Origin of the sequence: Lacinutrix sp. C3R15 (assembly GCF_018860825.1) — a bacterium.
Taxonomy (GTDB): domain Bacteria; phylum Bacteroidota; class Bacteroidia; order Flavobacteriales; family Flavobacteriaceae; genus Oceanihabitans.
Window position 1 is genome coordinate 12,381 of the sequence record NZ_JAHKPZ010000012.1, and the last position, 12,334, is coordinate 24,714.

Annotated in this window: 14 protein-coding genes; 1 reads left to right on the top strand and 13 read right to left on the bottom strand. The window is 30.4% G+C overall.

Annotated features, from left to right (window positions below):
• Window positions 1-310: 310 nt before the first annotated feature.
• The 7 genes from KO494_RS02940 to nfsB form a co-directional block, all read right to left on the bottom strand.
• Complete coding sequence (locus KO494_RS02940) at window positions 311-874, bottom strand: hypothetical protein (protein ID WP_215966105.1); 564 nt, start codon at window positions 872-874, stop codon at window positions 311-313.
• Window positions 858-1,073, bottom strand: a complete 216-nt coding sequence (locus KO494_RS02945; RefSeq protein WP_215966106.1) for a hypothetical protein — start codon at window positions 1,071-1,073, stop codon at window positions 858-860. The genes KO494_RS02940 and KO494_RS02945 overlap by 17 nt, the downstream gene beginning before the upstream one ends.
• 122 nt (window positions 1,074-1,195) lie before the next feature.
• Complete coding sequence (locus KO494_RS02950; protein WP_215966107.1) at window positions 1,196-2,245, bottom strand: hypothetical protein; 1,050 nt, start codon at window positions 2,243-2,245, stop codon at window positions 1,196-1,198.
• A gap of 3 nt (window positions 2,246-2,248) precedes the next feature.
• Window positions 2,249-2,902 (bottom strand): hypothetical protein, encoded by a 654-nt coding sequence (locus KO494_RS02955; protein ID WP_215966108.1) that lies wholly within the window; start codon window positions 2,900-2,902, stop codon window positions 2,249-2,251.
• 584 nt (window positions 2,903-3,486) lie between these two features.
• Window positions 3,487-4,086, bottom strand: a complete 600-nt coding sequence (locus KO494_RS02960; protein WP_215966109.1) for a DUF6642 family protein — start codon at window positions 4,084-4,086, stop codon at window positions 3,487-3,489.
• A gap of 347 nt (window positions 4,087-4,433) precedes the next feature.
• Window positions 4,434-5,273, bottom strand: coding sequence for a DUF4437 domain-containing protein (locus KO494_RS02965; RefSeq protein ID WP_215966110.1), 840 nt, complete (start codon window positions 5,271-5,273; stop codon window positions 4,434-4,436).
• A gap of 27 nt (window positions 5,274-5,300) precedes the next feature.
• Window positions 5,301-5,960 (bottom strand): oxygen-insensitive NAD(P)H nitroreductase, encoded by a 660-nt coding sequence (nfsB, locus tag KO494_RS02970; RefSeq protein WP_215966111.1) that lies wholly within the window; start codon window positions 5,958-5,960, stop codon window positions 5,301-5,303.
• 247 nt (window positions 5,961-6,207) lie between these two features.
• On the opposite strand from nfsB, the gene KO494_RS02975 reads away from it, so the two are divergent.
• Window positions 6,208-6,558 (top strand): helix-turn-helix domain-containing protein, encoded by a 351-nt coding sequence (locus KO494_RS02975; protein WP_215966112.1) that lies wholly within the window; start codon window positions 6,208-6,210, stop codon window positions 6,556-6,558.
• A 376-nt stretch (window positions 6,559-6,934) separates the two neighbouring features.
• On the opposite strand, the gene KO494_RS02980 is transcribed toward KO494_RS02975, so the two are convergent.
• The 6 genes from KO494_RS02980 to KO494_RS03005 form a co-directional block, all read right to left on the bottom strand.
• Window positions 6,935-7,363, bottom strand: a complete 429-nt coding sequence (locus KO494_RS02980) for a DUF4625 domain-containing protein (protein WP_252730273.1) — start codon at window positions 7,361-7,363, stop codon at window positions 6,935-6,937.
• A gap of 110 nt (window positions 7,364-7,473) precedes the next feature.
• Window positions 7,474-8,250, bottom strand: coding sequence for a DUF4625 domain-containing protein (locus KO494_RS02985; RefSeq protein ID WP_215966114.1), 777 nt, complete (start codon window positions 8,248-8,250; stop codon window positions 7,474-7,476).
• A 39-nt stretch (window positions 8,251-8,289) separates the two neighbouring features.
• Window positions 8,290-10,659 carry a TonB-dependent receptor domain-containing protein gene (locus KO494_RS02990; protein ID WP_215966115.1) on the bottom strand — a complete coding sequence of 790 codons (2,370 nt, stop codon included), beginning with the start codon at window positions 10,657-10,659 and terminating at the stop codon, window positions 8,290-8,292.
• Between the two features lie 218 nt (window positions 10,660-10,877).
• On the bottom strand, window positions 10,878-11,126 hold the full coding sequence (locus KO494_RS02995; RefSeq protein WP_215966116.1) for a hypothetical protein: 249 nt from the start codon (window positions 11,124-11,126) through the stop codon (window positions 10,878-10,880).
• 116 nt (window positions 11,127-11,242) lie between these two features.
• On the bottom strand, window positions 11,243-11,908 hold the full coding sequence (folE, locus tag KO494_RS03000) for a GTP cyclohydrolase I FolE (protein WP_215966117.1): 666 nt from the start codon (window positions 11,906-11,908) through the stop codon (window positions 11,243-11,245).
• A complete protein-coding gene (locus KO494_RS03005) occupies window positions 11,898-12,302 on the bottom strand; it encodes a MerC domain-containing protein (RefSeq protein ID WP_215966118.1) in 405 nt (134 codons plus the stop codon). The genes folE and KO494_RS03005 overlap by 11 nt, the downstream gene beginning before the upstream one ends.
• Between the last annotated feature and the right edge of the window lie 32 nt (window positions 12,303-12,334).

Consider the following 12,334-nt stretch of genomic DNA (forward strand, 5'->3'; position numbering starts at 1 on the left):
TTAAAATCCATTTCACACACATTCTACTACTCTCCTATCGTCGTTTCGTAAAAAAAGTGTTCCATTAACATCGTAGAAGAAACTTTTGAGAATAAATTTTTAAAGAAACTGTAGTAACAACTTTCGCTTTTATCCAAAGCTCAAGTTACATAACGCAGAACATTATAGTACATTTTATAACAATTAGCGTAATAGCGCTTTTTAGCGATATTTGACATAATTGCAGATATAACGTCGTAGACTTATATCGATAGTTAGTTATATAACGTGGAACATTATAGTGCATTTATACAAAAATTCGTGAAAGTAATTAATCATCAATTAATTTAATTTTTAAATCATCTAGAGCAGATAAACCTTGAAGAAGCTTGTCGTAAATAGCTAAAGCATCATTTTTTATCTCATCTTTTGTCATTGAATCATTATCATATCCTTCAACATGTCCTGTCAAATCAAAAAGAAACCCTCCTTGTTGTTCCTGATATTCAATTACTAAAAAAATATCGCTTCGATCTTTATTAAAGATTAAACTAAGTTCTCTTGATCGAGATAATAGGCTCCTAAGTCTTAGTTCTAGAATTTGGATATGCATACGAGCTTCTTGATCATTAACAATCTCATAATCTTTAAGTTTCATGTAATTCATAAATACTCTTCTAGCATTAAGATATGCTGTTAAATCATTTTGAAGGTAATTTATCTCTCTTATAATCCGATCTTTATTTTCATCTTTGAAAATACTTTTTAATTCTGAATTTAACTTTTTTATGAAAGCGGTAATGTCAGTAATATAATCACTCTCTTGAGCATTTAAAATATTGATATTAGTTAAAAAAAATATAAAAAACAGAATAATCTTAATCTTTGTTTTCATCTTTTTTGGATTTCTTTAGGATTAGCATAAAGCCAAGTATAATTAAAATTAAAGGTAAAATTAGGGCGTCTATTTCTACTAAGTTAATATCTCTACCTCTTAAGATTTCACGAATAACATCATTTCGCTTATAAAAAAAATAAAGACTCATTATTAAAAATATTATTCCTCCTATTTTAAAGTTTTTCAATAAATCCATTTTATGTATATTTAATACTCAAACTATCATTTATATATTTGAATTCTATATTAAAGCCTAAATACTTATTGTAGTTCTGTAGACTTCCCTTTAATAATGCATAGACGTTTAATTTTAAATTTTTATCCAAAATTAAATGACGGGTCTAATTTTGTTTCTTTCATACCTACTCTAAAAATAGAATAGGTTACATCTCTAAATGGATCATCATATCTTCCACTTAAAAGTTGTGCTTCAGTAACATTTGAAGGAACTAACTTTCCATATGATGGATAAAAAAATGCATCTGAATTTACAATTGTCTCAAAATCTTTTCCTCGAGCTAAAACTGTAAACCCTGGATTTAAAGATCCCATTTTAATTCTTGGATTTCCAGCAGTAAAATCATCTTTTGCTTGCTGTGATAATGCTAGTCTGAGTGGTAAACTTTTGAATAATATTTCAGGTTCAGATTTATCAAGTTTATTCAATAGTTCGTCAAGCATGTTTATTGCAGATGACGAAATAGCAGGAAAACCGACTGTAGATATTAAGGATTTACCAGTATTTGATTGAAGGAATTTAAATATTTTTTGCCACCATCTTGGTTCTCTATGTTTAACAACTTCAAAGGTCATTTTACTCAAGCCGCCTGGTATCTCAATTGGTCTATTACCGAATGCTTGTTTAAAATCAGATTTTAATTCTTTTGGCTCAGCCGCTTTATTTTTAGCCTGATTATATAAATTTAGACCAGCTGCTATGCTCCAAAATGCCGTGTCAAAATTTTTGTCTCTTGAGTTTTCGTCTTTACCAATATTTATTCTTATTGTAGCTCTTGAATTCTTATCAATATCCTCATTAGCTCCAACATGGAATGATAGCATTTCAAGATTTACTAACATATCAGGTTTTTCATTACTTCCTGATAAAGCTGGTTGGACTTGTGATGATTCTAGAATAGGTGGTTTTTTTAAATCATTTGAAAGTTGAAAATTTATAAACTGATTAGATAAATCTAGCATCGATGGATTTGGGCTGTCATCTTTCACATAAGATACAGCACCTGCATCATTCAGAGTAAGTAAAGTTGCATATTTTGGACTATTAATAGCCTCAATTAAGTCTCTAGCACTTTTTTCATTGTAAAGAGATGTTATTACATCATGTTCTTTAAAGTTAAATAATTCCATATTTTAAAGTTTTAATTTAAAAATTCCAGTTGCTATTACACCTGGTAATTTTGACATTACTCGTCGCTTAAACTTTTGTTTTTTGCCATACAGGTCAAAGTAACCTTCACTAGCATACATAGCATGAGACTTAGTCCATAAAACCATACCATAAGGCTGTTTAACTTTTTCACGAAGATTCGCTCGATATGTAGCTGATGCACTATCTTCAAGTCCCAAAAATTCATAAACGTGTGGAGTAAATGTTCCATCGTTAACTATTTCTACTGCAAGTTCAAAATTTTCTGGAATTATGAATTTACTATATCTACTGCTAAAGTCTCCATTTTGTTGAGCCATTTTGCATATTGTAGTAAAGCATAAGTGGGCATAATCAAGAATTTTACTAAACTGTTCTTTTTCATTTTCATTACTATGTTTTCCAATTATGAAAGAAGATTCTTGTTTGGCATATTGAAGTTCATTATCATCAAATGAAATCTTATCCCCATTTTTTAGTGTAACATGATAAGTCTTTAGCTTTTTCTCAAAACTAATCACATCATAACCAAACGTATACATTGCAGCCTTAATTATTGCAATGGAGGCACAATTTCCAGATCCAACGGATTCTTCATCTTTCCCCTGGTAAAATGCATTAAAAAGTAATTTTTTCATAGTAACGGCTTATATATATTATTTTAAATAATAGTTATACAATAAACAATGTTATGATTTTACTCAAAACCAAAACATACCCAATATTGGGTAATTAATAAAAATTGTGCTATTTTTTCTAAAAGGGAGAGTTAACCGCTAAATATCAAGCGATTGTCATAAAGATAAGAAAAATATTTCAAATCCATTCCACACACATTATGCTTCCCTCCTACGTCGTCGCATAAAAAGTGTTTAATCACAGGTTACTATTGCTTTAGAGGAGTTCTTGAATCTCGCAAACTCGATTTCATTAACATTGTAGAAGAAACTTTTTAGAATAAATTTATTTAAGAAATTGTAGTAAATCAAAGCGCCAGCTGGCTCATTCACTAAAACAGTCCACTGGACTATTTTTTAACGCTCTGCCCTGTTTTTAAGCAAAGTTCAAGTTATCCCGTTTCAAGAACGGGACAGGCGCCATGCAGCACATTATAGTGCATTTTACAACAATTAGCTTAATAGCGCATTTGGGCGATATTTGACATAATTACAGATATAACGTCGCAGACTTATATGGATAGTTATTACACTTGTTATATCCTTTAATAATACAATCTAAAATCGAGTAGTTTACACATTTTGTAATATTTTTGATGTAACTCTTCAACAACATCTAGCATGTTATCATCTTCTTTAAATAAGTTAAAAAATGCGATATCCAGATTGGAGCTAGTTATTTCATTACTTGCATTACCATAGCCAGAAACACCCTTTGCACCAGTAATATCTAAAAAATATTGTGCTTCTTCTGAGTCTAAATCTAGAATTTTAGCATTTGAAAAGTGTAAAATCTTTCCTTCTAATCGTCCTTCAAAAAGTTCTGCAATTTCCTGTAGACTATAGTAATAGTCATTTAAACAAATACTATTTGCTTCTCCTGTTATGACTAGGTAAATTATTTCGTAGTCTTTAAAATTATGGTCATCTAAGACCAATGCATCTAAGCTAGCTTCTAATCCTTCTATGGTGTCACATGTATTATAAATACTGGCAACTCCATATTGCGTGGTCAATTGTTCTAGTTTTTTTTGTGTTTCAGTAAAAGCATCTATTTCTATATCTTCTACTGCTTCTAAACAGTAAATAAAATAATCTGTATCTAATAATTGTTCTTTGGGTAATTGCTGTCTTTTCTCTAACAAATCTCAGTAGTTATGCATGGTATATGAAGTACAAAAATAATGTAAATCTTTCATTTTATTTCATGCTTTTATAAAGCACATGGAAACTAGCAATCAAATGTAATGTTTAAATATTTACATAAAATGCAGTAATCTCACATTTTTTCTAATCTGTAGGTTATCAAGACATTTCATATCTCTCTTCTAAACCATTAGTTATGGTTTAATTGACAATGAAGATAAAGATAAAGGCTATGTCGTTTATTTTAAAAGTACTAAATAATTAAAATAGAAGAAGCCACAACATGGTGACTTCTTCTTGCTATTAATCCATAATTAGGGATTCAACTATATTCTTAATTCATAAGTTATTTTGAAGTCACTTTATAATTTCCATTACTTCTTATGTAAATAACTGTTTCTTTTTCTGCTGAAATCATGGAAGTCGCGTTTTCTTTAGCTCCAAAATATGATCCTGGCTCTAATTTATTTTTAGTTTCTTTTTTAGAAAACTGATGCGTTAATCCTCCAGAAATAACTACAGCTCTAAAATTTGGACTTAAATTTTTAATTTTCCCATTGAAACCAGCTGGTAGTTTTAAAAGTGTAGCACGTAATTGATTTTTTTCATGGCTTCCCCATAAAAAAGCAGTTTCTACATTACTTTTTTCTGAAACCCATTCTATATCCTTAGCGTTTAACCATACCAAATTGGTTTTATCTACATTAATTGGTCGTTCACCATTATCAAAAGCTTCGTCTGTTGGTTGTACTAAATATGGTCCTTCCTGTATATCTAAAAAAGCCATATTTTCTTCACCATCTGCTGCAGTAATATGTGCTTCTCCTGCTGGTTGTTGCCAATAAGATCCAGCTGGTAGCCATTGCTTCTCTGCATTTTCATCATCATTATGCAATAAACCTTTAATGACCACACCACGATACGTAATGTTGTGAATGTGTGGTGGCGAAGAAAACCCTTTATTGAATTTTACTAAAAAACCTGCTGGTTCGTTTTTGGTTCTGTCTCCCCAAAGTTTTCCTGCAGCTGGACTTTTATCTCCTCGTAACGGATTTAACCAACCCCATTCTACAGTATCTGTAGTTACTACTTCATTTATAGACTTAATATTGTCTGTTGTTGGTGTTTGCGCCTTTGCAAAAATACCTGCTACTAGTGCTAATGCGAATAAGATGTTTTTTTTCATGACATTAATTTTCAAGAGAAATACTAATTATATTTCAGTGAATAATTCACTTTCTGGCAATCTAGATTTTGGTGTTTTATCTGTGGAATTAAAGTCTGATTCTGCTCTGTAACCTATAGAAACAGCAACTAAAGCTGTGAAACCTTTTTCTCTTAAACCAAATTCTTCATCTAATGCTTTTACATCTATACCTTCCATTGGTGTAGCATCTATACCTAAAGTTGCAACACCTAATAAAAAGCTTCCTATGTTTAAGTAGACTTGTTTTTCCATCCAGTGTTGCTGGTCTTTTAAATCGTATTTATGAATACCTGCAAAAGCTTTTACTGCACCTAGGAATCCGTTTTTTATGTCTTCATTTGGAAATCTTCCATTTTTATCTTCAGTATCTGCAATGTGTTGGTAATAGGCATCATCTGCATCAATTTTTGAACAGAATAATACTACTGCTGAAGCGTTGGTAACTTTAGGCTCATTAAAATGAAAGAAACCTTGAGTTCCTTTTGCCATACGCGCTTTACCTTCTGTAGTTTCAGCAACTATAAAATGCCAAGGTTGCAAGTTTACACTTGAAGGACTCATTCTTAATAAGTTTTTGATTTCTGCCATATCTGCTTCAGATATTTTTTTTGTTGCGTCAAATTCTTTGGTGGTATATCTCCAGTTTAATTTTTCAGATAAATTCATTAGTATGTATTTTATTAAGTTGATTATTAATTATACTATAAAAAGTATAGTGCAAAAGTAATTGTAGTTTGTAATACTCACAATAACGGTCAAAAAGGATAGTATAAATTATTCTATTAAAAAAAGGCGTAAACACAACAATAACAATACATTTAGACGAATGTTAAATTTACTATAAAAAGTATAGTTGTATAATTTAGTATAGTATAATACCTTTGCATTAATAATTTAATTTAAAGGAAGTTTTATGTATACATTTAAAGGAAAAGAATATCCATGTTGTGCGAGTTTAACTATGGGTATTATAGGAGGAAAATGGAAGTCGGTAATTTTATTTTACTTAATAGATGGTACGCTTCGCTATAATGAATTAAGAAAGAAAATGCCAACGGTTACTGAACGTACTTTAAGTTTACAACTGAAGACCTTAGAGGAAGATGGCATCATTAAAAGAAAAGTATATACCTCTAAACCGCCTTTAAAAGTGGAGTATTCGTTAACCGATTTTGGTAAAACCTTAATTCCGTTAATCCAATCTATAGCAGATTGGGGCGTTTTTGTTGTAGAAAAACAATCAGCAAAAGCAGGAGTTGTATAATGGAACCAAAAGGATACTTTTCTTATACACTACACTACAAGACAAGACAAGACAACGCGAAAGCTTTGTAACCTTTGGTGTAAGCTATAGAGTTTTCTGGACAGCGAAGATGATTCTGTTTAAAAAGTATATCTATAAAAACAGTGCCTGAACTAATTAAAATTAAGACACTGCTTGGTAAATTATTCTATCACGATATCAATTCTATATATTGAAAAGCACTTTTTAGTTATGAAAAAATTATAATATAATTGATTTCATCACTTTTTGGTTCTATATTTATGATAACAGTACAACTCTAAGTCCATTATTATATAGTCCAACTTCTACCTCTGAAACAGTAGGTACTATTTATAAAAGTCTATTTTTATGCTGTTTACTCTATTATTTTTATATCTACAGATGTTCTACTTTGCCAGCCTGTTTTATCTGTTACAGAATATGCACAATGGTAATCTCCTATATCAATATCATTAGGAATGGTTATAGAAACATTAATTTCATAATTTGTTAAGGAGCCTTCAATGTTATAATTTTCAACAAAAATTAAAGGGTTTACAGCGGTTTTAATTTCTTCTAAACTACATTCTGTTACTTGGTCATCATGAGTATGATGATCAAAATTGTGATGTATATCAATACTATAAGCTGCTAATTGGCTATTATCTGTTACCAGAGCTCTAAAATTATAGGTTTCTCCTCTAGTAAGTAAAGCACAACCTTGTGGGAAACCTTCTGTATAATTTACGCTAATAGTTGGTTTTTCTTCATCTATTTCAAGATGGTCATCACTGGAACATGCCATTGTTAATATTAAAAATGTAAAAAAATAGAAATATTTTAATGTGAATTTCATATAATAATAGTTAAAACCGCATAGCATGTTTAGGTACTATGCGGTATTATTTTGTTTAATTACTCGGTGATATCTATGTGTGTTTCGTATTCTTTTGTATTACCATCTTCATCTTGAACTGTAAAAATTACATGATATTCTCCTACAGGTGCTGTAGCAGGAACATCTATATGTTGATGAAATTCTACCTCTGTTTCTTCGTGATAGCCTTCTAAAAATTCTGCTTCATAATCCCAAGCTACTTCACCATCTGCTACTGGCAAATCATGAGCATGAATATCTACTGTAATATTGTGTATACCATGAACAGCATGAATCATAAACTCTGCATGAAAATCATCACCTCTAGCTACGCTAGAATCCACAGAAAAATCACTTAAAGTGATGACGTCTAAAATTTGAATATAACCTTCTACTTCTGTGCTATTTCCTAATTCATCCGTTACCAAAAGTTCAATATGGTATTCTCCTGAAGGAATATTTGTAGGAACATCTACATGCTCATGAAAAGTAGGATTAATAACTAGGTAACTTGCATCTGTAAAAACTTCTTCAAACTCCCATTCCTCTTCACCCTCTGCTAGCTCTAAATCATGCGCATGAATAGAAATTGTAATACTACTTACGGTAGATTCTGCTGTAATTTCTGCTTCTAAATGAATGTCAGATCCTTTATAAGCTACTTGTCCTGTTTCGTGAGTACTACCTTCGCCATATTCAAAGCTTGTAATTTCTGGAGCACTACTTTCTGTACTATGGTCATCATCATTACTACACGATTGAAAAAAGAGTCCGAAGGAAGCGACGATTGCTAAAAATTTTAAATTTGTTTTCATAATTGTTGTTTTCATAAGTTTAAATTTGATTATTAATTATTAAAAAGGTACTGTTAACGATAATGAGATATTTCTACCAGCTTCTGGTACATCTATAAGTCTGTAAAAACTGGTATGATTAAAATATTTAGTATTGAATACGTTGTTTAGTTTTGCACGTATTTTTATTGGTAAATTGTTTTTAAACACATCTATATCTGCTAAAAAAGACATATTCAATACTTGATATCCTTCCGTTTTTTCTTCGGGAGGTACAATTTCTTCTTGTGCTGCAGTAATTCTATAATCTGCAATTAATTGTGGTTGCTTGAAAAATAGTATTTTATTAAATTGATATTTTGCAGATAGTAATCCTGATAAAGGCGGAGAAAATGGCAATGTAAACCCTTCTTTTTCTCCACTTCTCTGTCTAGAATACACATACTCTATAGATGCGTCTAATTGCAGGTTTTTAGAAATTTTGGTACTTGCATTAAGCTCACCACCTATTCTAAAAACTTTAGCTTGTGTATACTCGTAAATTTGTATGGTTTCGTAATAGCTTGAGGTTGGGTTTAGGTAAATATAATTTTGAAATATATTTACAAAGGGACTAATACCTAAGCTAAAAAGTTTTGTAGTATGGTTTATATCTACATCTAATTGATACGATATTTCTGGATCTAACTCTAGGTTACCTTTTTCGTATCTGTACATGTGATAATTTACTCCATCTGATGCCAATTCATTAGCTAATGGCATTCTAAAACTTCTGCCTACATTAATTTTGTAACTGGTTTTATTATGAATGTAACTAACACCTAAAGAAGCACTAAGACTACCAAAATTAAGAGTTTTGTCTTTAGATCGCTGCAAATGTACGTATGATGTTGAACCATCATTGTTATTTATTGTTGACGGATACCAATCATAATATGCTTTGGTGTCTACGCTACCTACATCATATCGTAAACCTGCTAAGACATGAAAATTAGAATTAAGCTCTAACTGATCATAAGCAAAAATACCAGCAGTAAAGCGGTTGTATTCTGGAATTAAAAAACCCCATCCACCTATATTATTATTCTGGTATTCTGTATTTAAACCTATTACCAAATCATGTTGTTTAGTTGGTTTAAAGGCATCTCGAAAATTCAAGGAATAGGTGTTTTTTATAAATAACCTCTCTTTGGTATTTGGAGGTGTTGGCATATACCCATGCGGAACAGGCTCAGAATGTTCTTCTCTGTTATTGTTCTGGTAACCAAGATCTATTTGTAAGTTGTGTTCCCCAACGCTTACAGCTGTATTGTTGGTGATTTTAAAGTGATTTACCTTGTGAAAAGGAAGATCTATATCTCTGTTAGAATGGTCGTAATCTATACTAGAGGATCTTACTTCTAAACCATGTGCATTGGCAAAAAATCCGTTTTTGGCATTTACGTTACTAAATACTGTTTCAGATTTTATATCTTCAGAAACAAAACCAATACCTAAACTAGCATCTGCTTCATTTCCTGCTGTATTTCTTAAGTTTTTTTCATGTAATTCAAAGACATAATTTTCATAATTAATTTTATCTGTTGGCACTTTATAATCTCCGAAATCTCTGTAAGTTAATCGTCCACGATAAAACCATTTATCTTTTCTAGTGGTAATACCTGCCGAAACACCTATTAAATCATTATTGCTTTCACCAAGTATATTTACTTCACCACCAAAAGAATTAGGTAATGGTGTTTTGTTAGGTTGTATATCAACAACACCTGCAATAGCATCTGAACCATATAATAAAGAAGCAGGACCTTTAATAATTTGTATATTTTCAATACCCTGTTGGTCAATTTCTAATCCATGATCATTTCCCCATTGTTGAGCTTCATGTTTTATTCCGTTTTGTACTACAGCTACCCTATTAAAACCTAAACCTCTTATCGTAGGTTTTGATTGTCCTGAACCAATGTTAATGGTGCTAACACCTGGTATTTTACTTAGCGTTTGCATTAAACTATTTTCTCTATTAGTATCCAGAAAAGTTTTAGAAACGCTATAAGAAACTAATGGGGTTTCTTTTGTTTGTCTTTGTTTTGATTTTGCTATAATTTCAACTTCTTGTAAAGTTGTATTAGATTCCTCTAAATAAACCGGTAATATTTCAGTTTCAGAATTTACAAAAACAGTTACCTTTTTTACATTAAAACCAATATGAGATATGTTAAAAGTATAAGATCCTTTTGGCACATTTTTTATGATGAATTCCCCTGTTTTAGATGAAATAGCGAATAAATTTTTACAAATAATATTAGCATTTTCTATAGGTTTTAAGTTGTTTGCATTTACAACAGACCCTTTAATTGTAAAAGAATCTTGTGCATAAGTAATAGAGCATAAGCTAAAAAATAGACATATACTTAATGTTTTATATAACATAATGGAGTACTATAAGTTATGTTGATTGTTCTTAAAAAAGAACCACGATAAGAGCGATACATCCTATTATTTATTTTACCTATTATCTGTGTTTTTTACCAATAACTTTTAGGTTAACCGTTGGTTTACAACAATGAAAAGGAAGCAGTATTAAGTAATTAATAACAACTTAATCCTCTTATTAAATTGGTTATAAATAATAAAATGTTTAAAAAAACTTATAATAAGAATGGAGGTGGCCGAGAAAATAGTTTGCTTGAAGTACTATATTTATAAATAACACATTTGTTATTTAATGTTATTTCTCTTTGCAATACAGGTTCATTGTTTTTAATCTCTAAAAAATTGAAATCTGGTGTTTGCAAAGGAGTTACATTATGAAGAATTGCATGGTCGCAAATAGTACAATCTATTGCATCTTCATTAGCGTCTGTATGAGACAAAGCATGAAGTCCCGTAATTTTCATAGATATAAAAATTACAAGTAACAAATAGGTAATATTCTTTTTTATGCGACTACTATTCATTAAGAATTGGTTAAGCTAATATCTCTGCTAAAATGTTTTTTTGTTGCTGAGGTTATTTATATTTTTTCTTGTGCTATTATATTTAAGAATTCGTTTCGATTCTTTTCTTCTAGAAAACAACCTCCATATTCTAAAGTAGTAGTAAAACTACTTTGATCTTTTATCCCTCTTGATGAAACACAAAGGTGTTTTGCCGTAACAGAAACAATAACATCTTTAGTGCCTAACACAGTTTGTAAATGGTTTAAAATTTGAAGCACTAATCTTTCTTGCACTTGAGGTCGACGTGCATAATAATCGACCAACCTATTAATTTTAGATAAACCAACAACCTTGTCTTTAGGGATATAAGCTACATTTGCATATCCTATTATGGGTAAAAAATGATGTTCGCAGGCAGAATCTATTGTAATATTTTGCTCTACCAGCATTTTTTTATATCCATATTTATTTTCAAACGTAGAAAGTTTTGGTTTGTGTATTGGGTTTAAGCCATAAAACAACTCTTTTACATACATTTTTGCAACACGATATGGTGTGCCAGATAAACTATCATCTGTTAAATCAAGCCCCATTTCTTCCATAATCATTTTAAAATGATATTGAATATTTTTAATTTTTTCTTCGTCACTTTTATCAAAAGCATCTGCTCGTAATGGCGTTTTAATATTCTGTGAAAAGTGATTGTCTCCTAATATTTCTATTTGTTCTTTACGCTTCATTTGTACAGCAAGTTGTTGTTTTACATTGGCAATATTTTCTATTGTAAATATGCAAAGCTATTAACGCTATAGCTGGAACATAAATAAAATTTTCATTTAAATAAAACCAACTATATTTTTCATTTGCTACCACAGCAAATAATAAGAAAAAACTAAACCACAACATAGGTTTTATCCTGTTTATAGAGGTTGTTTTAGTTGTACGATATACTGCAAAAAAAGAAAGGATTAAGAATAAGTAATCTATAATTCCCCACCAAGTTGGTACCTCACTACAATTAGCAACAGAACAACTTTGTGCTATAAAAATAAATGGTGTAGCTACACAATGAATTAGGCAAAGTGTACTTGCAAGTGCACCAATATTATCTGGATTTTCTTTTATTATTATCATTTCTTAATACAACTAAGTTGCAAATATAAAAC

Coding starts and splice junctions, on each gene's coding strand:
- KO494_RS02940 (WP_215966105.1), bottom strand. CDS start 874: ATGAAAACAAAGATTAAGATTATTCTGTTTTTTATATTTTTTTTAACT.
- KO494_RS02945 (WP_215966106.1), bottom strand. CDS start 1,073: ATGGATTTATTGAAAAACTTTAAAATAGGAGGAATAATATTTTTAATA.
- KO494_RS02950 (WP_215966107.1), bottom strand. CDS start 2,245: ATGGAATTATTTAACTTTAAAGAACATGATGTAATAACATCTCTTTAC.
- KO494_RS02955 (WP_215966108.1), bottom strand. CDS start 2,902: ATGAAAAAATTACTTTTTAATGCATTTTACCAGGGGAAAGATGAAGAA.
- KO494_RS02965 (WP_215966110.1), bottom strand. CDS start 5,273: ATGAAAAAAAACATCTTATTCGCATTAGCACTAGTAGCAGGTATTTTT.
- nfsB (WP_215966111.1), bottom strand. CDS start 5,960: ATGAATTTATCTGAAAAATTAAACTGGAGATATACCACCAAAGAATTT.
- KO494_RS02975 (WP_215966112.1), top strand. CDS start 6,208: ATGTATACATTTAAAGGAAAAGAATATCCATGTTGTGCGAGTTTAACT.
- KO494_RS02980 (WP_252730273.1), bottom strand. CDS start 7,363: ATGGCATGTTCCAGTGATGACCATCTTGAAATAGATGAAGAAAAACCA.
- KO494_RS02985 (WP_215966114.1), bottom strand. CDS start 8,250: ATGAAAACAAATTTAAAATTTTTAGCAATCGTCGCTTCCTTCGGACTC.
- KO494_RS02990 (WP_215966115.1), bottom strand. CDS start 10,659: ATGTTATATAAAACATTAAGTATATGTCTATTTTTTAGCTTATGCTCT.
- KO494_RS02995 (WP_215966116.1), bottom strand. CDS start 11,126: ATGAAAATTACGGGACTTCATGCTTTGTCTCATACAGACGCTAATGAA.
- folE (WP_215966117.1), bottom strand. CDS start 11,908: ATGAAGCGTAAAGAACAAATAGAAATATTAGGAGACAATCACTTTTCA.
- KO494_RS03005 (WP_215966118.1), bottom strand. CDS start 12,302: ATGATAATAATAAAAGAAAATCCAGATAATATTGGTGCACTTGCAAGT.